Annotated in this window: 21 protein-coding genes; 14 read left to right on the top strand and 7 right to left on the bottom strand. The window is 74.3% G+C overall.

Annotated features, from left to right (window positions below; genetic code table 11):
- The first annotated feature begins 20 nt into the window (after positions 1-20).
- Positions 21-779, top strand: coding sequence for a hypothetical protein (locus O7619_RS01505; RefSeq protein ID WP_282285209.1), 759 nt, complete (start codon positions 21-23; stop codon positions 777-779).
- A 6-nt stretch (positions 780-785) separates the two neighbouring features.
- Here O7619_RS01505 and disA read toward each other — a convergent pair whose 3' ends face one another.
- The 4 genes from disA to O7619_RS01485 all read right to left on the bottom strand — a co-directional run bounded on the left by disA (position 786) and on the right by O7619_RS01485 (position 5,422).
- Entirely contained in the window at positions 786-1,973 is a 1,188-nt protein-coding gene (gene disA, locus O7619_RS01500; protein WP_282285208.1) for a DNA integrity scanning diadenylate cyclase DisA, read from the bottom strand.
- A 142-nt stretch (positions 1,974-2,115) separates the two neighbouring features.
- Positions 2,116-3,564: a DNA repair protein RadA gene (radA, locus tag O7619_RS01495; protein WP_282285206.1), complete on the bottom strand. Its 1,449-nt coding sequence runs from the start codon at positions 3,562-3,564 to the stop codon at positions 2,116-2,118.
- A gap of 105 nt (positions 3,565-3,669) precedes the next feature.
- Complete coding sequence (locus tag O7619_RS01490) at positions 3,670-4,440, bottom strand: hypothetical protein (protein ID WP_282285205.1); 771 nt, start codon at positions 4,438-4,440, stop codon at positions 3,670-3,672.
- A 142-nt stretch (positions 4,441-4,582) separates the two neighbouring features.
- Positions 4,583-5,422, bottom strand: coding sequence for a UbiA family prenyltransferase (locus O7619_RS01485; RefSeq protein ID WP_282285204.1), 840 nt, complete (start codon positions 5,420-5,422; stop codon positions 4,583-4,585).
- A gap of 45 nt (positions 5,423-5,467) precedes the next feature.
- On the opposite strand from O7619_RS01485, the gene O7619_RS01480 reads away from it, so the two are divergent.
- From O7619_RS01480 to O7619_RS01465, 4 genes are read left to right on the top strand one after another with little or no spacing between them, the layout of a single operon-like run.
- Entirely contained in the window at positions 5,468-6,223 is a 756-nt protein-coding gene (locus tag O7619_RS01480; RefSeq protein ID WP_282285203.1) for a methyltransferase domain-containing protein, read from the top strand.
- A gap of 39 nt (positions 6,224-6,262) precedes the next feature.
- On the top strand, positions 6,263-7,429 hold the full coding sequence (locus O7619_RS01475) for an acyl-CoA dehydrogenase family protein (RefSeq protein WP_282285202.1): 1,167 nt from the start codon (positions 6,263-6,265) through the stop codon (positions 7,427-7,429).
- A gap of 20 nt (positions 7,430-7,449) precedes the next feature.
- Positions 7,450-8,508 (top strand): 3-oxoacyl-[acyl-carrier-protein] synthase III C-terminal domain-containing protein, encoded by a 1,059-nt coding sequence (locus O7619_RS01470; RefSeq protein WP_282288623.1) that lies wholly within the window; start codon positions 7,450-7,452, stop codon positions 8,506-8,508.
- Positions 8,509-8,548: 40 nt separating this feature from the next.
- Complete coding sequence (locus O7619_RS01465; protein ID WP_282285200.1) at positions 8,549-9,151, top strand: hypothetical protein; 603 nt, start codon at positions 8,549-8,551, stop codon at positions 9,149-9,151.
- Positions 9,152-9,158: 7 nt separating this feature from the next.
- Here O7619_RS01465 and O7619_RS01460 read toward each other — a convergent pair whose 3' ends face one another.
- Complete coding sequence (locus O7619_RS01460; RefSeq protein WP_282285199.1) at positions 9,159-9,851, bottom strand: hypothetical protein; 693 nt, start codon at positions 9,849-9,851, stop codon at positions 9,159-9,161.
- A gap of 327 nt (positions 9,852-10,178) precedes the next feature.
- On the opposite strand from O7619_RS01460, the gene O7619_RS01455 reads away from it, so the two are divergent.
- The 3 genes from O7619_RS01455 (at position 10,179) to ispF (ending at position 11,992) form a co-directional block, all read left to right on the top strand.
- On the top strand, positions 10,179-10,664 hold the full coding sequence (locus O7619_RS01455; RefSeq protein ID WP_013288937.1) for a CarD family transcriptional regulator: 486 nt from the start codon (positions 10,179-10,181) through the stop codon (positions 10,662-10,664).
- Between the two features lie 53 nt (positions 10,665-10,717).
- On the top strand, positions 10,718-11,422 hold the full coding sequence (gene ispD, locus O7619_RS01450; protein WP_282285197.1) for a 2-C-methyl-D-erythritol 4-phosphate cytidylyltransferase: 705 nt from the start codon (positions 10,718-10,720) through the stop codon (positions 11,420-11,422).
- Between the two features lie 87 nt (positions 11,423-11,509).
- Entirely contained in the window at positions 11,510-11,992 is a 483-nt protein-coding gene (ispF, locus tag O7619_RS01445; protein WP_282285196.1) for a 2-C-methyl-D-erythritol 2,4-cyclodiphosphate synthase, read from the top strand.
- A 36-nt stretch (positions 11,993-12,028) separates the two neighbouring features.
- Here the strand turns inward: ispF and O7619_RS01440 are convergent, their stop codons facing one another.
- Entirely contained in the window at positions 12,029-12,568 is a 540-nt protein-coding gene (locus O7619_RS01440; RefSeq protein WP_282285195.1) for a hypothetical protein, read from the bottom strand.
- 188 nt (positions 12,569-12,756) lie between these two features.
- On the opposite strand from O7619_RS01440, the gene O7619_RS01435 reads away from it, so the two are divergent.
- Together O7619_RS01435 and O7619_RS01430 are read left to right on the top strand one after the other, a co-directional pair.
- Positions 12,757-14,109: a BTAD domain-containing putative transcriptional regulator gene (locus O7619_RS01435; protein ID WP_282285193.1), complete on the top strand. Its 1,353-nt coding sequence runs from the start codon at positions 12,757-12,759 to the stop codon at positions 14,107-14,109.
- 51 nt (positions 14,110-14,160) lie between these two features.
- Positions 14,161-15,159 carry a tetratricopeptide repeat protein gene (locus O7619_RS01430; RefSeq protein WP_282285192.1) on the top strand — a complete coding sequence of 333 codons (999 nt, stop codon included), beginning with the start codon at positions 14,161-14,163 and terminating at the stop codon, positions 15,157-15,159.
- A 20-nt stretch (positions 15,160-15,179) separates the two neighbouring features.
- Here the strand turns inward: O7619_RS01430 and O7619_RS01425 are convergent, their stop codons facing one another.
- Positions 15,180-16,346, bottom strand: coding sequence for a homogentisate 1,2-dioxygenase domain-containing protein (locus O7619_RS01425; protein ID WP_282285191.1), 1,167 nt, complete (start codon positions 16,344-16,346; stop codon positions 15,180-15,182).
- A gap of 93 nt (positions 16,347-16,439) precedes the next feature.
- Between O7619_RS01425 and O7619_RS01420 the strand changes: the two genes are divergently transcribed.
- From O7619_RS01420 to O7619_RS01405, 4 genes are all read left to right on the top strand, one after another.
- The gene (locus tag O7619_RS01420) at positions 16,440-17,300 is read left to right on the top strand and encodes a hypothetical protein (protein ID WP_282285190.1); all 861 of its coding nucleotides are present in this window, start codon (positions 16,440-16,442) and stop codon (positions 17,298-17,300) included.
- Positions 17,297-18,496, top strand: a complete 1,200-nt coding sequence (gene fahA / locus O7619_RS01415) for a fumarylacetoacetase (protein WP_282285189.1) — start codon at positions 17,297-17,299, stop codon at positions 18,494-18,496. The genes O7619_RS01420 and fahA overlap by 4 nt, the downstream gene beginning before the upstream one ends.
- 144 nt (positions 18,497-18,640) lie before the next feature.
- Complete coding sequence (locus O7619_RS01410) at positions 18,641-18,850, top strand: DUF397 domain-containing protein (RefSeq protein ID WP_282285186.1); 210 nt, start codon at positions 18,641-18,643, stop codon at positions 18,848-18,850.
- Positions 18,851-18,960: 110 nt separating this feature from the next.
- Positions 18,961-19,443 carry an SRPBCC family protein gene (locus O7619_RS01405; protein WP_282285183.1) on the top strand — a complete coding sequence of 161 codons (483 nt, stop codon included), beginning with the start codon at positions 18,961-18,963 and terminating at the stop codon, positions 19,441-19,443.
- Positions 19,444-19,470 lie beyond the last annotated feature (27 nt).

Genomic DNA, 19,470 nt, shown 5'->3' with positions numbered 1-19,470 from the left:
GCGACTACGGTAGGCGCATCATGCGTCTGACGGTCGGTTCCCTGCCTCCCGCCGTGTACTGGCGGCGTCGCGCCGTCGTGCTCGGCGCGGTGCTGCTCTTCCTGATTGTCCTGCTCTATTCGTGCACCGGCACGGACCACAACACCGGCGCGCCGGGCGGCGATCCGTCTCCGGGCGGCTCGGCCGGTGCGGCCCCGAATCCCTCCGACTCGGTGTTGACTCCGCAGTCGACGAGCCCGTCGCCCACAGATGGTGCTTCCGGTGACACCCGCGCCGAAGGCGGCGACACGAACACCGGCGGCGGTTCGGGCACAGGTGACGGTGACGGCACGAACACCGGTGCCGATGACGGCGGCACGTCCGGGCAGTCGGTCTCGGGCGCCGGCACCTGCACCGACTCGGAGTTGCGGGTGACGCCGGTCGCGCTGCCGGCCAGCGCCCAGCGGGGCACCGTGGTCACGCTGCGCCTCAAGGTCAAGAACGTCTCCGACCGCACGTGCAGCCGGGACGTCGGGGCCGATCTGCAGGAGCTCTACGTCAAGGCCGGCGCGGAGAAGGTCTGGTCGTCGGACACCTGCGGCACCAACCGGGGCTCCAACGTGCAGTCGTTCGCGCCGAACTTCGAGCGCTCCTACGAGCTGGGTTGGAACGGGCGGGACACCAGTCGCTGCGCCGACGGCCTGGCCGCCGGCCCGTACGCGCCGATCGGCACGTACCAGGTCTTCGCCCGGGTCGGCACCAAGATCAGCGAGCCGGTGAAGCTGACCATCACCGGCTGAGACGGGTCAGACGTACCGTTCCAGGATGGACGCCTCGGCGAGCCGGGACAGGCCCTCACGGACCCCACGGGCACGGGCGTCGCCCACCCCCTCGACCGCCTGGAGGTCTTCCACGGTCGCGCCGAGCAGTCGCTGGAGGCTGCCGAAGTGCACGACCAGCCGGTCGACCACGGCCGCCGGCAGCCGGGGCACCTTGGCCAGCAGGCGGAACCCGCGCGGACTGACCGCCGCGTCGAGCGCGTCGGACGCGGACGGGTAACCGATGGCCTTGGCCACCGCCACCAGGTCGATCATCTCGGTGGCACTGAGCAGGTCGAGCTCGACGAGCGCCTCGTCGAGCGTGCGTGACTTGCGGCCGACCGGCAGGTAGTCGCGGATGACCAGGGTGCGGTCGGCGTCCACGCCGGCCATCAGCTCGTCGAGCTGGAGCGCGAGCAGGCGACCGTCGGTGCCCAGCTCCACCACGTAGCCGGCGATCTCGTCGGCGATCCGCCGGACCATCTCCAGCCGCTGCACCACGGCCACCGCGTCGCGGACCGTGACGAGGTCTTCGATCTCCAACGCGGAGAGCGTGCCGGAGACCTCGTCGAGGCGGAGCTTGTAGCGTTCGAGCGTGGCCAGCGCCTGGTTGGCCCGCGACAGGATCGCGGCCGAGTCGTCGAGCACGTGCCGCTGGCCGTTGACGTAGAGGCTGATGATCCGCATCGACTGGCTGACCGAGATGACCGGGTAGCCGGTCTGCCGGGCCACCCGCTCGGCGGTGCGGTGGCGGGTGCCGGACTCCTCGGTGGGGATGGACGGGTCGGGCATCAGGTGCGCGCCGGCCTGGACGATCCGGGTGCCGTCGCTGGAGAGCACCACGGCGCCATCCATCTTGCACAGCTCGCGGACCCGGGTGGCGGAGAACTCCACGTCCATCGGGAACCCGCCGGTGCAGATCTGCTCGACCACCTTGTCGTAGCCGAGCACGATCAGCGCGCCGGTGCGACCGCGCAGGATCCGTTCCAGACCGTCGCGGAGCGCGGTGCCGGGTGCCATGAGGGCGAGATTGGCCCGCAGCGGGTCGGCGCCGGCCCCGCCGACGCTCGCGGCGACACTCACGCTGATCGAGCGGGTCGGGTTGCCGCTGACGGCGCCGGTGCGGGCGTGCGGCGTCGCCGTTGCGGGCTTGGTGGCATCGCGGTCGGTCGGCACGGGCACATTCTACGGACTGCCGTGCGGTGGGTGCTCTCGTGGTTACTGTGATGTGTCGCGATGTCCGGCTTTCGCGGTCGTCGACGGGCCGCGCGGCCTGTCCGGAATCGTCCGGGCGGTCCCGGCTCGTGACCACGCACCGTCACTCCGCGGAAGCGCGGGCGGCGGCCTGGAGGGCGGCTCGCACGTCCGTGACCTCGATCACCCGCATGTGCTCCGGCGTGACGCCGCTGCTGCCGGGACCGCAACCGGGTGGGACCAGGGCCAGCCGGAAACCCAGCCGGGCCGCCTCGGCCAGCCGGCGGGGCACCGCGCCGACCCGGCGCACCTCCCCGGTGAGACCGACCTCGCCGATGGCGACCAGGTGCGGGTTGAGCGCGAGGTTGAGCCCGCCGGAGGCCACCGCGAGCGCCACCGCGAGATCGGCGGCCGGCTCGACCACCCGGATGCCGCCGACGGTGGCGGCGAAGACCTCGCGGTCGTGCAGCGTCAGCCGCTCGGTGCGCCGTTGGAGCACCGCGAGGACCATGGCCAGCCGGGCGCCGTCGAGCCCGGAGACGGTGCGTCGGGGCGAGCCGGCGACCGTCGCCCCGATCAGCGCCTGCACTTCGGTGACCAGTGCCCGCCGGCCCTCCATCGCCACCGTCACGCAGGTGCCCGGGACCGGCTCGGAATAGCGGGTGAGGAAGAGGCCGGACGGGTCGGCGAGACTGCTGATGCCGCCCTCGTGCATCTCGAAGCAACCGACCTCGTCGGCCGCGCCGAACCGGTTCTTGACGCCACGCACCATGCGCAACGAGGAGTGCTTGTCGCCCTCGAAGTGGAGCACCACGTCCACCAGATGCTCCAGCACCCGCGGCCCGGCGACCTGGCCGTCCTTGGTGACGTGGCCGACGAGCACGGTGGCGACGCCGCGTTCCTTGGCGACCGCGACCAGCGCGGCGGTGACCGCGCGCACCTGGGTCACGCCACCGGGCACGCCCTCGGTGCCGGTGGTGGAGATCGTCTGCACCGAGTCGAGCACCAGCAGCCCCGGCTTGACCGCGTCGAGGTGGCCGAGCACCGCCGACAGGTCGCTCTCGGCGGCCAGGTAGAGCTGGTCGTGCAGGGTGCCCATCCGCTCGGCCCGCAGCCGCACCTGGCTGACCGACTCCTCGCCGCTGACCACAAGCGACGGACTGCCGGCGCCGGCGGCCCACTGCTGGGCCACGTCGAGCAGCAGCGTCGACTTGCCGACGCCGGGCTCGCCGGCCAGCAGCACCACCGCGCCGGGGACCAGGCCGCCGCCGAGCACCCGGTCGAGCTCGCTGACGCCGGTCGGCCGGGCCCGGGCCGGCGCGGCGCTGATGGTGGCGATCGGCCGGGCCGGCTCGGCCGGCATCCGGGAGCTGACCACCCGGCCGGAGACCATCGGGCCGGTGACCGTGGACTCGACCACCGAGCCCCACTCGCCACACTCGGGACAGCGGCCCACCCACTTGGGCGGCTGGTGCCCGCAGGCGTCGCACTCGTAGGCCGGTCGGGGTTCGCGGGCGGCGGCACGGCCGCGGCCGGCGCCGGCGCGGGAGGAGGTCGATCGGGGCGTGGTCACCACCGGACGCTAACCGGCCGGTACGACGAAAGCCCACCGGAGACGCCGACACCGCCGGTGTGGCACGGGCCACGACGGCGGTGCCGGCGGAGAACGGGTACGGCGTCAGCCGTGGCTGCCGCCCTCGACGCCACCCTCTTCGGCGGCGTGTTCACGCGGGTCGACGATCGGCGACGGCGGCGCCAGCGGGGTGAGCGGGATGCCGATCGGCGCCGGCGTGGAGATGACCTTGCCGTTGCCGAAGTCGAAGGTCAGGTTGACCTGCTGGCCGGCCAGCAGGTCCCGGTTCAGGCCGACGAGCTGGAGGAACTGCGGGCCGCCGCTGCGGAGCTGGGCGTAGCCGAGCGCCGGGATCTCGATCCGGGCCGGCTGGCCGGCGGGCGTGGCCTCGCTCTCCGACGGCGACGGGCTGGCCGAGGCGGACTCGCTCGGCGACGGCGAGCCGGTCACCTCCAGCGACTGGCTGGGGGAGGCGCTCGGGTCGGTGGCGGTGGGCGAGGCCGAGGCCGGCTCGGTCGGCGAGCCGGTCGGGGTGGCCCCGCCGTCGGACCCGGCGCCGCCGGTGAGCACGACCTCGCGCGCGCTGTCCGTGGTGACGGTCACCGTCACCGGCGTCCTGCTGTCGTTGTAGATCACGACGTTGAGCGGCGCGTCGGCGCCCGCCTCGTAACCGTCCGGCCCGGGGTACTGCACGTAGAGGCCCCGCACGAGGTAGAGGTTGTCCGAGGTCGCGACATTGACGCCCTGAACCGACGGGATCTTGTTGGCGGTCTCGGCCACCTGCCCCGCACCGCACCCGGACAGCAGCAGGCTCGCCGCCGCCGCACCGGCCAGCAGCAGGGCCGGCCCCCGGGAACCCCTGATCGAGCGCGTCACGTCGGTCCTCCTCGTCACGATCCCCGCCCGGACGACCGCCGGGCACGGGGTGGCCATACCCGCGCAGACCGCGCTCCAGGGTAGTTGGAGCTGATCGAGGGCCGCACACGGACCCGGCAATGCCACCCGCGCCGGGGACCGCTCAGACCACCCGGCCGTTCGCGACCAGCAGCACCACATCGATGAGCGCCACCACCAGCACCGCCCGGAAGGCGGCCACCGGTCGACCGCCGGTCCGGGCCGCCGCGCGCCCGGCGTACCAACCGGCGGCCGGCACCGCGACGGCGGCGGCGACCGCCGCCAGGCCGGCCCACGACGGCGGCCCGGGCGGGCCGAACACCAGGGCGACGGTGGCCGCGAGGAGTAGCCCGGCGGCGGCCAGCCGGCTACCCGCCGGGCCGAGCCGGTGCGGCAGGCCGCGCACCCCGGTCCGCGCGTCGTCGGCCAGGTCGGGCAGGACGTTGGCGAAGTGCGCCCCGGCGCCCAGCAGCGCGGCGGCGGCCACCAGCCAGGCCGGCGGCGCGGGCGAGCCGGGCCGGGCCAGCACCACGAACGCGGGCAGCGCGCCGAACGAGACCGCGTAGGGCAGCACCGACACCGCTGTCGACTTCAACGGCTGGTTGTAGAGCAGCGCCGAGACCAGGCCCAGCGTGGCGCAGGCCGCCGCGGCGGGGCCGCCGGCCAGGGCGAGCAGCGGGGTGGCGACGGCGGCCACCGCGGTGGCCCGGGCCAGCGTCGACCGGGCGACCGCGCCGGTGGTCACCGGCTTGTCGGTACGCCCCACCGCGGCGTCCCGGTCGGCGTCGATCAGGTCGTTGCTCCAGCCGACCGCGAGCTGGCTCGCCAGCACGGTGAGCGCCACCGTCACCACCCCGGCGACGGAGTGCCCGACGCCGGCGGCGAGCAGCGCGGCGACCACGACGACCGCCGCCGCCGGCTCCGGATGGCTTGCCCTGACCAGCCCTAACACCCGCGTCGACATAAGGGAAGTCTGGTCGTTACCGGGGAGTCGTGCCACGCTCGGTCCATGCCAGAAGCGGCCCCGGTGTCCCGTCCGCGCCGGGCGCTGCCCCCGAACGACCCCCGGCAGTACGACGATCTTGCCGGCGAGTGGTGGCGGCCGGACGGCGCGTTCGCGATGCTGCACTGGCTGGCCCGCGCCCGCGCCGAGCTGGTGCCCCCGGCGTCCGCCCGGGACGATCTGCTCGTCGACCTCGGTTGCGGCGCCGGGCTGCTGGCGCCGCACCTGGCCGGCAAGGGCTACCGGCACGTCGGGGTGGACCTGACCCGCTCGGCGCTCGACCTGGCCGCCGCGCACGGGGTGACCGTGCTCCAGGGCGACGCGACCGCGGTGCCGCTGGCCGACGGCTGCGCCGCCGTGGTGTCCGCCGGTGAGGTGCTGGAACACGTGCCGGACTGGCGGCGGGCGGTCGCCGAGGCGTGCCGGCTGCTTCGCCCCGGTGGCCTGCTGGTGCTGGACACCATCAACGACACGTTGCTGGCCCGCCTGGTCGCGGTGGAGGTGGGCGAACGGCTGCCCACGGTGCCGCGCGGCATCCACGACCACCGGCTGTTCGTGGACGCCCGCGCGCTCGTCGCCGAGTGCGCCCGGCACGGCGTGGCGTTGCGCGTATCCGGGCTCCGCCCGGAGGTGGGCGGCACGCTTGGTTGGCTGCTGCGCCGGTGGTGGGGCGGTGACCGTCCGGTCCGGACGCAGCCGCGCATCGTGCCGACCCGGTCGACCGCGGTCCTCTACCAGGGCAGTGGCCGGCGCGGCGGGTAGCCGGGACCACCCGGGGTAAGGGACGCAGAGGGAGGCGACATGACTGTGGACGCGCTGGAGGCGGCCCGCCGGTTGGCGCCGCGACTGGCCGCCCGCGCGGCCGGGCACGACCGGGACGGCTCGTTCCCGGTGGACGACTTCGCCGACCTGCGGGAGGCCGGCCTGTTCGGGTTGATGGTCCCGCGCGAGCTGGGTGGGCTGGGCGCGACCTTCGCCGAGTACGCCGCGGTCGCCACCGAGTTGGCGCGCGGCAACGGCGCGACCGCGCTGGTGTTCAACATGCACGCCTCGGTCACCGGCGCGTTGGGCGCGGTCACCGAGGAGGTGGCCGAGGCGCTCGGCGTACCCGAGGAGGCGCTTGCCGCCCGGGACCGGCTGCTGCGCGCGGCGGCCGACGGCGCGTGGTACGCGGTGGCGATGAGCGAGCGCGGCGCCGGCGCCCGGTTGTCGCAGCTCAGCACCGTCTACGAGCCGGTCGACGGCGGCTGGCACGTCAAGGGCAGCAAGACCTTCTGCTCCGGCGCGGGCCACCCGGACGGCTACCTGGTGGCCGCGCGCAGCGCCACCGACCAGTCCCTCGTCTCCCAGTTCCTGGTGCCGGCCGGGGCGGGGATCACGGTGGAGCCCACCTGGGACTCCCTCGGCATGCGCGCCACCTCCTCGCACGACCTGCACCTGGACGTGACCGTGCCCGCCGACCGGCTGCTCGGCGGCGTGGAGGGGCTGGCCCTGGTGGTGGCCCAGCTCATGCCGCACTGGCTGGTGGCCAGCTATGCGGCCGTCTACGTCGGGGTGGCGCGGGCCGCGATCGACGCCGCCGCCGAGCACCTGAACGCCCGGAACCTGGCCGGCCTGCCGGCGGTCCGGGCCCGGCTGGGCCGGGCGGACGCGGCCACCGCGGCGGCCGAGCTGACGGTCGCCGAGGCGGCCCGTCGGGTCGACGAGAACCCCGGGGACGCCGAGACGAACCGGTGGGTGTGGCGCGCCAAGCTGCTGGCCGGCACCACGGCCGCGGACGTGGCGGCGTCGATGCTGGAGGCGGCGGGCACCTCGGCGACCCGTCGGGGCCATCCGCTGGAGCGGCTGTACCGGGACGCCCGGTGCGGCTCGCTGCACCCGGCCACCTCCGACGTGTGCGCCGACTGGCTCGGCGTCGCCGCGCTCGGCGGTGACCCGGACCGGGACGGGTCGTCCCCTCGTTGGTGAGCGGAGACAGCTATCGAGAGGTGGGGGACGTGGGCGTACCGGTGATCGCGGGTCTGGGCGTGGCACAACCGCCGGGGGCCGCGCAGGCCGAGCTGTGGGCGGGTTTCTTCGAGAAGCACTTCTCCGGCACCACCCGGGCGCTGGCCGAGAGGATCTTCGCCAATTCCGGGGTTTCCCACCGGCAGGCCGCGGTGAATCCCCTGCTGGAGGATGTCTCGGAGTGGCCGACCGAGCGCCGGATGCGCCGCTACCAGGTGGAGGCGCTGCCGCTCGGCAAGGAGGCGGTCGGCCGCGCGCTCACCGCCGCCGGCCTGGACGCCCGTGACATCGGCCTGTTCGTGGTCTGCTCCTGCACCGGCTACGCGACCCCCGGGGTGGACATCCTGCTCGCCCGGGACCTGGGCATGGCCACGGACACGCAGCGCATGTTCGTCGGGCACATGGGTTGCTACGCGGCCCTGCCCGGGCTGGGCGCGGCGAGCGACTTCGTCACCGCCCGGGGGCGGCCCGCGCTGCTGCTCTGCGCGGAGCTGACCAGCCTGCACATCCAGCCGCCGGGCGCGCGGGTGGACACCCAGCAGATCGTCTCGCACGCGCTCTTCTCGGACGCCGCGGTCGCCGCCGTGGTCGTGCCCGGCGGTCGGGGGTACGCGGTGCGCGAGGTCACCTCGGTCACCGACACCTCCACCGCCGACCACATGACCTGGGACGTCACCGACACCGGCTTCCGGATGGGGCTGTCGCCGAAGGTGCCGATGGTGCTTTCCCGGTTCGTCCGCGACCTCGTGGACGACCTGCTGGCGCGGCACGGGCTCGACCGGTCCGAGGTGGACGGGTGGGCGGTGCACCCGGGCGGCCCCCGGATCCTCAACGTGGTGGAGCGCGAGTTGGCCCTGCCGCCGGCGGCGCTCGCGGCGTCCCGGGAGACACTCGCCGAGCACGGCAACTGCTCGTCCCCGACGGTCCTGCTGATCCTGGACCGGCTGGGCCGGGCGTCCCCGCCACCGCGTCGGGTGGTGATGCTCGCGTTCGGGCCGGGGCTGACGCTCTACGCGGCCCTGCTGGAACGCGGGTCCTGACGGGTCGCCGCGGAACCGTCCACATGGTTACGCTGCACGCATGGCGTCCGAGGAGCGGATCCGGCGCGCGTTGCTGGCTGGCCTGACCGTGCTGGCGTTGGCGCTCGGCGCGTGGTGGTGGCGGTTCACGGCGCCGGCTCTCGACTCCACCCCGGGGCGGTCCACGGACGGCATCGTCCAGTCACGTGTCGATCTCGACGCCGAGACCGGCGAGGTGCTGCCGGGTCGGCCGGCCGGCTCGGATCCGCTCGTCGGCGTGGACCCACGTTCCCTCCTGGAGAGCTCCGATCCGGACCGGTCGGTGGTGATCCGGGTGAACCCGGAGGGGGCGGCGCGTCCGGTCCGGGTGTCGCACGTGGTGTGGCGGGAGACGTCCGAGCTGCCGGCGGACGGGCAACCTGTGGTGCGGCAGGTGACCCCGTCACCGGGCGACATGTACCAGCTCTCGGTGGGCTGCTCCGGCGGCGGGGCCGTGGTGGTGCGGCTGACCGGCGCCGACTCGGACGGCCTGGAACGGGTGCGCGACTGCGACGGGAAGCTCGACGTTCTCTTCGTGGAGGGCACCGGCGGGCCGGTGCGGGTGTGGTTCACCGCGCTGCGGGGCGAGCCCCAGCTCGACGCCCGGCTGGAAGCGCTCTACTGAGGCCGGGTCAACCGCTCAGCCGGGCCAGGTCGGCCTGGTAGTCGCCCGCGGGGCCGAGTTCCGGCACCACTCGGACCAGCGTGCCCCGCCGGTCCACGAGCAGCGCGGTGGCGGTGCCCGGGTGGGCGGCGAGGTGCAGGTAGGAGCGCAGGCCGCCGGCCGGGTCGCCGAGTGGGCGTACCCCGGTCGCGATGGCGGGTCCGGCGCTGCGGCCCTCGGTCACGGTGACCACGGTGACCCCGGCGGGCGCGGTGGTCGCCGCCGTGCCGACCTCCTGGGTGCAGGCACAGGCGTCGACCAGGATGATCATGGCGGGCAGCAGGCTGCGCAGCGGCACCGGCGTGTCGTCGGCGCCGACGAGGTCGAGCGCGGGCAGCGGGCCGACCACGGGTGGGCTGGCCGTGGTGGCCCGGGGGAGCACGGTCGGGCCGCCGGCCCGGTTGGACCGGGGCCAGGTGACGGCGGCCAGCCCGGCGAGCGTGACCAGCATCGAGATCACCAGCGCCAGGAGGGGGAACCCGAGGCGGACCGGGCCGGGGTGCCGCGGGTGCCGGGTGCCGCGGCGCAGCTCGCGGCGGACCTGCCGGGCCTCGTCGGCGAGCGCCGAGGCGTCGTCCGGCACCACCACCCGGCCCCATTCCGGGGGCAGCCCGGGCAGGCCGTCCGGCGGCCCCTGGCCGTCTGCGTCAGGCACGCCCATCGGACCCCCAGGAACGTCTCGGTGAGCGGACGTCGCGTCCATCCCCAGGGTCCCGCACCGGGGGCCGTACCGCCACACCTGGGCGCGAATGGAGTTGCGGAGCTACCATGGAAGGAGCGCATTGCCCTAGATCCGTACGCTCCGGCCAGCCATACCGGGTTGTCATTTGTTCGTTACGGAGCGTGTTGAAACCATCGACTTGAGCTCCTGTCAAGCCGAAGAAAGACCTCTCACAGGGCCCCTGAGCTGCGCCAACGATCAGGACAGCGGTGAGACATCGGTGCCTGAGCGTGTTACCCTAGACACAGCGAAAGGGGTTTCGAACCTATGGTTTTCAGTGTCGGCGAGACCGTTGTTTACCCCCACCACGGGGCCGCACTCATCGAGGCAATCGAGACTCGGGTCATCAAGGGCGAGCCCAGGGAATACCTCGTCCTGAGGGTCGCGCAGGGTGACCTGACGGTCCGGGTGCCCGCCGAGAACGCCGAGATCGTGGGTGTGCGCGAGGTGGTCGGCGAAGAGGGCCTGGGCAAGGTCTTCGACGTGCTCCGTGCACCGCACACCGAGGAGCCGACCAACTGGTCGCGGCGTTACAAGGCGAATCTGGAGAAGCTGGCCTCCGGTAACCCGCTGAAGGTGGCCGAGGTCGTCCGCGACCTGTGGCGCCGGGAGCGGGAGCGGGGCCTGTCGGCGGGCGAGAAGCGCATGCTCGCCAAGGCTCGTGACATCCTCGTGGGCGAGGTCGCGCTGGCCGAGAAGAGCACTAAGGACGAGGCGGAGACACTGCTTGACAAGGTGCTGACCGAGGCCTGATCGGCACCATTGCCTCTACCCGCACCGCAGCGAACGAAACCGAGGACCGCGACGTGACCGCGCAGCTCAATCCGCGCGGTGACGTCGCGGTCCTCGTTCCTGCGGCAGGTGCCGGGGTACGCCTCGGCCCGGGCGCCCCCAAGGCGCTCCGACCGCTCGCCGGGGAGCCCCTGCTGGTGCACGCCGTCCGCCGGCTCGCCGACGCGCCGTCCGTGCACACGATCGTGGTGGCCGCGCCGGCCGCCGACGTCGAGTCGGTGCGGGCGCTGCTCGCGCCGGTGGCACCGGTGACCGTGGTGCCCGGTGGCGCCGAGCGGCAGGCGTCCGTCGCGGCAGCGCTCGCCGCCGTGCCGGCCGGGCCGGAGATCGTCCTGGTGCACGACGCGGCCCGGGCGCTGACCCCGCCCGACCTGGTCGAGTCCGTGGCCGCGGCGGTCCGCTCCGGGCACGACGCGGTGATCCCGGTGCTGCCGGTGGTCGACACGATCAAGGAGGTCGACGCCACCGGGCGGGTGCTCGGCACCGTCGACCGGGCGGCCCTCCGGGCGGTGCAGACGCCGCAGGGCTTCCGCCGGCCGGTGCTCGACGCCGCACACCGGGCGGCCGGTGATCCACTCACCGACGACGCCGGCCTGGTGGAGAAGCAGGGCGTCCCGGTGTTCTGCGTACCCGGTTCCGAGCTGGCCATGAAGATCACCCGCCCGTTCGACCTGACCTTGGCCGAACACCTCCTGACCACTGCCCTCACCGGGACCTGACCGCGTTGATCAAGGAGAACTCCTTGGTCAACGTGGGGCGCTCCGGTGTTGCCGGGTGACGGATGGGCACGCGCGTACGCTCGGGTCATGATCGTTCCTCTGGTGGCCGTCGGCACCGACGTGCACGCGTTCGCGGCCGGGCGGCCCTGCTGGGTCGCCGGCCTGCTCTGGCCCGGTCAGGACGGCCTGGCGGGTCACTCGGACGCCGACGTGGTGGCGCACGCCGCCTGCAACGCGCTGCTCTCCGCCGCCGGCCTCGGCGACCTGGGGGCCAACTTCGGGGTGGGCCAGCCGGAGTGGGCGGGCGCTTCCGGGGTGGCGCTGCTGACCGAGAGCGCCCGCCGGGTGCGGGCGGCCGGCTTCGCGATCGGGAACGTCTCCGTCCAGGTGATCGGCAACCGGCCCAAGATCGGACCGCGTCGGGACGAGGCGCAGCGGGTGCTCTCCGAGGCGGTCGGCGCGCCGGTCACGGTCTCCGCGGCGACCACCGACGGCCTCGGCTTCACCGGACGTGGGGAAGGGCTCGCCGGCATCGCGGTGGCGCTCGTGTACGAGGCGCCGACGCGGTGACGCGGCGACCGGGCGCACCGGTCGCCGCGCCGGCGGTCAGTCGACGTCGGTGCACACGTTGTGGGTCGTGCCGTGGAGCATCGTGATGGTCTTGTCGAAGTTGGCGGCGAACGCCACCCGGAACCGGCCGTCGACGATCCACAGCCCCTTCGGCAGCGAGCCGGCGTTCTCCCGGAAGCCGAGCAGCACCGGACCGGAGACGTACCAGGTCATCGATCCGTCGGTGTGGTAGAAGACGAGCGAGGTGCCGCTCGCGTCGGCGGTGGAGGTGGCCCCGGTCTCCAGGTTCGTCACCCGGTCGATGAGGGCGCCGGTGAACAGTTCCCGCTTCGGTGAGCCGTCCGGGTAGGTCGCCAGGGTCAGCTTCCGCACCTCGTCGACGATCGGCTCCACCCGCACCGCGAACTCGCACCGGGCGCCGGCGGGCATCTCGAACGCCTCCTGGGGCGCCGGCACCCAGGCGCCGGCACGCACGCTGCCGCTGCCGCTGCCGGCGGCGGTCGCCGTGCCGGGCTGGGTCGCGACGACCACCGCCAACACCGCCGCCAGGGCGACGCTCATCCTGCTGACACGCATGATCACTCCGTCCGGGTCACTTGTCGGGGACGGGATCAGCCTCCGCACCGTGACTCACCACCGGCTCACCGCGTCGACGACGCCGCCGACCCCTCGGGTCCGCGCCCGGGGCCGGACGCCGGGATGCCCGACCACGCGCTCACCGCCGGCTGGCAACCGCCGGCCCCGGCTGGCTCGTCCTCATTGGTATGGAGTTCCGCCTGCTCGGGCCGTTCGAGGCCCGCCACGACGACCGGCCCGTCGAGATCGGCAGCCGACGCCAGGAGCGCTGCCTGCTCGGGCTGCTGCTGCTCGACGCGGGTGCGGTGGTGCCGACCGACCGTCTCATCGACCTGCTCTGGAACGGTCTGCCCCCGGCCGGGGCGCGCGGCGCGGTGCAGACGTACATCGGTCGGTTGCGGGGCTCGCTGAACCCGTACGGGGTGCGGATCAGCACCCGAGGTGAGGGCTACGTCGTCGAGGACGACGGGCACCGCGTCGACGTCGACGAGTTCGGCGAACTGGTCCGGGCGGCAAGTGGCGCCGCCGACCCCGCCGAGCGGGTGCGGTTGCTCGACCGGGGGCTCGCGCTCTGGCGGGGCCCGCTGCTCGCCGCCGAGGCGGACGGCGCGCTCCGCGACCGCCTGCACGGCCCGTGGGAGGAACTCCGCCTGGTGGCGGTGGAACTGCGCGCCGAGGCTCAGCTCGCGCTGGGCCGGCACAGCCGGGTGATCGCCGAGTTGACGCCGCTGGCCGCCCGGCATCCGACGCGGGAACAGTTGGTGGCCGTCCTGATGACCGCCCTGTACCGGGGTGCGCGGCGGGCCGACGCGCTGCGGCTCTACCGCACGACCCGGGAGTTGCTCATCGCGGACTTCGGCGTCGAGCCGGGGTCGCGGCTGCGCGAGGTGCGCCGCCGCGTCCTGGCCGGGGACGACCGGCTCGACCGGGTGGGTCGGCCCGCGTACGAGGTGCGGGTCCGCGACGAGAACCTGCCCTGGAGTGTCGGCGGTCATCCCGCCCTCGACTTCTGCAACACCTTCGCCGGGTGGGGACTCGAATCCCCGCTGCCCGGGGCCGAGTGGCTGCGCGGATACCGGACGCTTGCCGTCTGGGCGGGGCACGTCGGGCTGGCCGACGAGGTGTCCGTGAATCGCCTGCTGCACCTGGCCCGGCGCGACCCGGACGCGGCGGAGGCGGTGCTCGCCGAGACCCGTACGCTCCGGGCCGCCCTCTACGCCAGCCTGGTCGAGCCGGCCGACCGCCGGTCGTTCGACGTGGTCGCCCGGGCCGCCGAGGCAGCCGCCCGGAACCTGGTGTTCCGGCGCGAGGGGGAGGGGCGCGGACGCTGGTGGGTCGCCCTCGCCGCCGGGTTGCGGCTGCCCCTGTACGCCGCGGCGTTCAGCGGCGCCCAGTTGCTCTCCGACGCGAGTCGGTTCACGGTCCGGGTCTGCTCCGACGAACGCTGCGGGTGGTTGTTCCTCGACGAGAGCGGCAGACGCCGCTGGTGCAGCCTCGGGACCTGCGGGGGTCGGGCGGACGCGCCCTGCCGCAGCGCCTGAGCGGCGGCGCTTGTCGACGCGAGGTGGGGCGGGGCGGTTACGCTCGCCGGGATGCCGAGTGACGCCACCCCCGACCAGTCCGCCGCCGACGGCTTCCTCCAGCGCGCCCACCTCCTCGCCGAGCTGGGCCGGTACGACGAGGGCATCGGCGAACTCACCGCGTTGATCGCGACGGAGCCCGCTCACCTGGGCGCGTTGACCATGCGGGCCCGGATGCAGCTCGCCGCCGACCGTCCCGCCGAGGCGCTGGCGGGGGCCGAGGCGGCGCTGGCAGCGGCACCGGGCGACGTGCCGGCGCTCGTGGTACGCGGGCTCGCGCTGCTCGACCAGGAACACTGGAAGGCCGCGGCGAGCACCGCGGACGAGATTCTGGCGCTCGGCCCGACCGACCCGTACGCGCAGCGCAGCGCCGCCGCGATCCTCTCCGCCGCGCGCAACGGGCAGACGGCGCTCGACGCGGCCTGGCGTGGGGTCGAGCTGACCCCGGACGAGCCGGAGGCGCACCTGGTGCTCGGCCTGGTCTCGGTCCGGCTGGAGCTGTTCGACCTGGCCGAACGGGCCTACCGCGAGGCGTTGCGACTGGACCCGGAGCTGGCCGGGGCGGCGCAGGACCCGGGCGTGGCCCGGCTGGAGCGCCGCCGCTACGCGGAGACGCTTGAGCACCTGACCGAGCTGGCCGAGATCTCCCCGACCGGGCCCGACCCGGTCCGCTCGGCCGACGACGGCCTGCGCCGGCTGGTGCTGTCCGCGGCCGGCTGGTCACTGGCCGCCACGCTGCTGGCCGCGGGGCTGGCTCCGGTCGCGCCGGGCGCGTCCCGGCTGCTCGCGGTGCTGGTGGCGGTCGGGGTCGGCCTGTTGGCGGGGTTGCCGGCGGCCCGGCTGCCCGGGCTGCGGGACGCCATGTCACGCGGCCTGGCCCCGGCGGTGTACACGTCGGCCGCCGGGCCGCTGCTGCTGGCCGTGTACGCGCTGACCGGCGGCCCGTGGCCGCTGGTGGGGGCGATCACGGCCACGGTGTTCGCCTGGTTCACCGCGTTCCGCCGGGGCTAGGACGGTCAGGGCTAGGACGGTCAGGGCTTGCGCGCCCAGGTCCAGGCGTAGCCGTCGTCCTCGCAGGCGGTGCCGGCGTCGCAGAGGTCGAGCGGGCGGAACGTGTCCACCATGACCGCCAGTTCGTCGAAGAAGTCCGCGCCGATCGAGCGTTCGGCGGCGCCCGGCTGCGGGCCGTGGGTGAAGCCGGACGGGTGCAGCGAGATCGAGCCCTGCTCGATGCCGGAGCCGCGCCGGGCCTCGTAGTTGCCGCCGGTGTAGAAGAGCATCTCGTCGGAGTCGACGTTGTGGTGGTTGTACGGCACCGGGATGGCCGCCGGGTGGTAGTCGACCTTGCGCGGCACGAACGAGCAGATGACGAAGTTCGGGCCCTGGAACGTCTGGTGCACCGGCGGCGGCTGGTGGATCCGTCCGGTGATCGGCTCGAAGTCGTGGATGGAGAAGGCCCACGGGTACATGTGCCCGTCCCAGCCGACCACGTCGAACGGGTGGTGCGCGTAGACGTACCGCGTCCACCCGCGACGGTGCCTGACCAGCACCTCCACCTCCTCGCCGTCGACGAGCAGCGGGGTGTCCGGTCCCCGGACGTCGCGCTCGCAGTAGGGCGAGTGCTCCAGGAACTGCCCGCGGACGGAGAGGTAGCGCTTGGGTGGGCCGATGTGGCCGGTCGCCTCGACGGCGAGCAGCCGGGTCGGCTCGTCGCCGGTCGGCACCAGGCGGTGGATGGTCGACGTGGGGATGACCACGTAGTCACCGGCCACCGCGTCGAGCACGCCGAACGGCGACTCCACCCGCAGCGAGCCGGATTCCAGGTAGAGGCAGTGGTCGCCGGTGGCGTCGCGGAACAGCGGCGAGGGCCGGTCGGCAAGCACGTACGCGATCCGGACGTCGTCGTTGGCGAGCAGGTACCGCCGGCCGAGCACCGGGTCCGCCCCGCTGCCGTCCAGCTTGTGGGTGCGCAGGTGACGCGGCTTGAGCGGCAGGTTCGGCACCCGGGTGACGGTGGGCGGGGCGAACTCCTCGGCGGCGAGGATCGCGGTCGGCGCGTGCCGGTGGTAGAGCAGCGACGAGTCGGAGGAGAAGCCCTCCTGGCCGACCAGCTCCTCCGCGTAGAGCGTGCCGTCGGGCTGCCGGAACTGGGTGTGGCGCTTGCGGGGCACCTCGCCCACGCTGCGGTAGTAGGGCATTTCGCCTCCCGTTATGTCCCGTTGCCGGCCGGTGGCGTCCGATAATCGGACGCGGTTGTCCGTTCCTCGTAGCGTCCCGTACATTCTTGTCTCGTGTCAACGCAGGTGCCCCGCCTCCTCACCGGCCTGGTCGACGACGCCGCGGTCTTCCCGCCCGGCAACGCCGCGCTGCCCGACGCGGTGACCGCGCACCGCGCACACCGCACGGCCTGGTACGCGGACCTGGTGGGCCCGCTGCTGCTGCCCGCTTCGGAGATCGTCCGCGGCGCGCTGCGCGGCCTGGCGGACCCGGGCCTCGTCATCGGGCTGATCGGCGACACCGGCCTGGACGGGCTCCCCGAGGCGCTGTCCGCCCTGACCCCGGACGGCGTGACCGCCCGGCAGATCGAGGCGCCGGTCGCCAAGCGCGGCGAGGACCCGCAGCCCGGTGTGGCCGAGCTGGTCGCGCTCGCCGGCCGGCTCGACGGCACCGCCGTCTACGCCGAGATCCCGCTGACCTTCGGGCTGATGGGCGCGCTGGACGCGCTCGCGCGGGCGCGCGCCGGCGGCCTGCCGGTGGCGGCCAAGTTCCGCACCGGCGGGCTCGCCGCCGAGCTGTTCCCCACGCCTGTCGAGCTGGCCGCGGTGATCTGCGCCTGCCGGGAACGGGACCTGCCGTTCAAGCTCACCGCCGGGCTGCACCACGCGATCCGGCACCGCGACCCGGAGACCGGCTTCACCCACCACGGCTTCGTCAACGTGCTGGCCGCCACGCTTGCCGCCGTCGAGGGCGCCGAGGTGGACGCGGTGGCCGAGCTGCTGGCCGCCACCGACCCGTTGCGCGTGGTCGAGTCGGCCCGGGCCCGGCGCGAGGCGCAGCGCCCGCTCTGGGCCGGTTACGGCTCGTGCAGTATCGCCGAACCACTTACCGATCTGATCCGGCTGGGGCTGGTGAACGGAGGCTTCGACACATGACGTGGGTTGAGGGAGCGGCGGGGTCGTCGTACGGGGTGACGAACCTGCCGTACGGCGTGTTCCGGCACGGCGAGGGCGAGCCGCGGATCGGCGTCCGGATCGGCGACTCCGTGCTGGACCTGGCCGGCGCCGAGGCGGCCGGTCTGGTGCTGGCCGGCGGCGCGCTGGGCCGGCGCACGCTGAACGCCTTCCTGGCGCTCGGCCGGCCGCAGTGGACCGCCGTCCGGGAGCGGATCACCGAGCTGCTCACCGACCCGGCGCACCGGGTGGCGGTGGAGCCGCTGCTGGTGCCGGTGCGCGAGGTCGAGCTGCTGCTCCCGTTCGAGGTGGCGGACTACGTGGACTTCTATTCCTCGGAGTACCACGCCGGGAACGTCGGGCAGATCTTCCGGCCTGGCCAGCCGCCGCTGCTGCCGAACTGGAAGCACCTGCCGATCGGCTACCACGGCCGGGCCGGCACGGTGGTCGTCTCCGGCACCCCGGTGGTCCGCCCGACCGGGCAGCGGGCCAGCGCGCAGGGCCCCACCACGGGCGCCTCGGTGCGTCTGGACATCGAGGCCGAGGTCGGCTTCGTGGTCGGGGTGCCGAGCCGGCTCGGCGAGCGGGTGCCGGTCGACGACTTCGCCGACCACGTGTTCGGCGTGGTGCTCGTCAACGACTGGTCGGCCCGGGACATCCAGGCCTGGGAGTACCAGCCGCTCGGCCCGTTCCTCGGCAAGTCGTTCGCCACCTCGGTCTCCGGCTGGGTCACGCCGCTCGACGCGCTCGCCGCCGCGTTCGTGCCCGCGCCGGACCAGGACCCGCCGGTGCAGGAATACCTGCGGGACGTCCCGCACCTCGGACTGGACCTGACCCTGTCGGTCGAGTGGAACGGCGAGCGCGTCGCCGAGCCGCCGTTCGCCACCATGTACTGGACCCCGGCCCAGCAGCTCGCCCACCTCACCGTCAACGGGGCGTCGCTGCGCACCGGCGACCTCTACGCCTCCGGCACCGTCTCCGGCCCGCAACGTGATCAGGTCGGCTCGTTCCTGGAACTCACCTGGGGCGGGGCCGAGCCGGTGAAGTTCGCCGACGGCAGCCAGCGGACCTTCCTGGAGGACGGCGACACGGTGACGATCACCGCCACCGCACCCGGCCCGAACGGCACCACTGTCGCGCTCGGCGAGGTCACCGGGACGATCCTCCCGGCCCACTGAGATCCACCTTCCTCGACGACGGCCCCGATCGCACCTGGTGTGCGATCGGGGCCGTTTCCTTGTGCGTTTATCGACGCGGGTCGAGTACGCCCCGGGCGGTGCCGGTCCGGGACGTACGAGGAAGAGAAACAGGAAGGACCGAGCATGACCGAGCTGACCGGCGCTGTCTGGCGTACCAGCAGCCGCTCCAACGATCAGGGCCTCTGCGTCGAGGTGGCCACCAATGTGGTCGCCGCGCACGGCGTGGTGGGCGTACGCGACTCGAAGGACCCGGACGGGCCGGCGCTCGCGGTGAGCCCGCCGGGCTGGTCCGCGTTCGTCGCGGCGCTGCGGGACGACGCCTTCCGGGGCTGACGATCCACGGGAACGCCGGCGCCCCGTCCGGGGTGCCGGTGGTGGAATTGTCGCCACGGGGCTCCACGGGACCGGTGACGGCCCGTACCGTGGATGACACGGGAGGTGCCATGTCGACGGTTACCGTTTCCGCTTTCATCGAGGCGCGGGACGCCCATCTGTGGCGCCTGCTGACCGACCTCCCGGCCCGCGCCGACTGGCTGTCCGCGGTGGGCGCGGTCGAGGTGCTCACCGCCGGTGGGTTCGCCCCCGGCACCACCTGGCGGGAGACCCCGGCCCAGCCGGACGGCGGGGCCGCGCCGGAGGAGTTCGAGGTGGTCGAGGCCGTCGCGCCGCGCCGTCTGGTGCTCGGCTCGCGCGGCTCCGGCGTCGACTACCGGATCACCTGGACGCTGCGCACGGTCGAGCGGCGGCGGCGCGGCTGCACCGAGGTCACGGTCGAGCAGCAGGCGGTGCCGACCGGGCCGTACGGGCGGGTCCTGGCGCTGATCCTCGGCGGCCTGGCCGCCCGCGCCGTGGAGGGCGCGCTCCGGCGAGACCTGGCCGACCTGGCCGTGGCCGCCGGCCCGTCCCGCTCCGCCGAGGCCGCCTGAGCCGCTCCCCTCACCCTCACCCTCACC

It is taken from the genome of Micromonospora sp. WMMD998, from assembly GCF_029581235.1.
In the GTDB taxonomy this organism is placed as follows: Bacteria; Actinomycetota; Actinomycetes; order Mycobacteriales; family Micromonosporaceae; genus Micromonospora.
Note: the sequence above shows the minus strand (reverse complement) of the source record. Positions and strands in the feature narration are given on the sequence as shown.

What these genes read in the sequence shown, in the direction of transcription:
- O7619_RS01505 (WP_282285209.1), top strand. Translation starts at nt 21, where the DNA reads ATGCGTCTGACGGTCGGTTCCCTGCCTCCCGCCGTGTACTGGCGGCGT.
- O7619_RS01485 (WP_282285204.1), bottom strand. Translation starts at nt 5,422, where the DNA reads ATGTCGACGCGGGTGTTAGGGCTGGTCAGGGCAAGCCATCCGGAGCCG.
- O7619_RS01480 (WP_282285203.1), top strand. Translation starts at nt 5,468, where the DNA reads ATGCCAGAAGCGGCCCCGGTGTCCCGTCCGCGCCGGGCGCTGCCCCCG.
- O7619_RS01475 (WP_282285202.1), top strand. Translation starts at nt 6,263, where the DNA reads ATGACTGTGGACGCGCTGGAGGCGGCCCGCCGGTTGGCGCCGCGACTG.
- O7619_RS01465 (WP_282285200.1), top strand. Translation starts at nt 8,549, where the DNA reads ATGGCGTCCGAGGAGCGGATCCGGCGCGCGTTGCTGGCTGGCCTGACC.
- O7619_RS01460 (WP_282285199.1), bottom strand. Translation starts at nt 9,851, where the DNA reads ATGGGCGTGCCTGACGCAGACGGCCAGGGGCCGCCGGACGGCCTGCCC.
- O7619_RS01455 (WP_013288937.1), top strand. Translation starts at nt 10,179, where the DNA reads ATGGTTTTCAGTGTCGGCGAGACCGTTGTTTACCCCCACCACGGGGCC.
- ispF (WP_282285196.1), top strand. Translation starts at nt 11,510, where the DNA reads ATGATCGTTCCTCTGGTGGCCGTCGGCACCGACGTGCACGCGTTCGCG.
- O7619_RS01440 (WP_282285195.1), bottom strand. Translation starts at nt 12,568, where the DNA reads ATGCGTGTCAGCAGGATGAGCGTCGCCCTGGCGGCGGTGTTGGCGGTG.
- O7619_RS01435 (WP_282285193.1), top strand. Translation starts at nt 12,757, where the DNA reads ATGGAGTTCCGCCTGCTCGGGCCGTTCGAGGCCCGCCACGACGACCGG.
- O7619_RS01430 (WP_282285192.1), top strand. Translation starts at nt 14,161, where the DNA reads ATGCCGAGTGACGCCACCCCCGACCAGTCCGCCGCCGACGGCTTCCTC.
- O7619_RS01425 (WP_282285191.1), bottom strand. Translation starts at nt 16,346, where the DNA reads ATGCCCTACTACCGCAGCGTGGGCGAGGTGCCCCGCAAGCGCCACACC.
- fahA (WP_282285189.1), top strand. Translation starts at nt 17,297, where the DNA reads ATGACGTGGGTTGAGGGAGCGGCGGGGTCGTCGTACGGGGTGACGAAC.
- O7619_RS01410 (WP_282285186.1), top strand. Translation starts at nt 18,641, where the DNA reads ATGACCGAGCTGACCGGCGCTGTCTGGCGTACCAGCAGCCGCTCCAAC.
- O7619_RS01405 (WP_282285183.1), top strand. Translation starts at nt 18,961, where the DNA reads ATGTCGACGGTTACCGTTTCCGCTTTCATCGAGGCGCGGGACGCCCAT.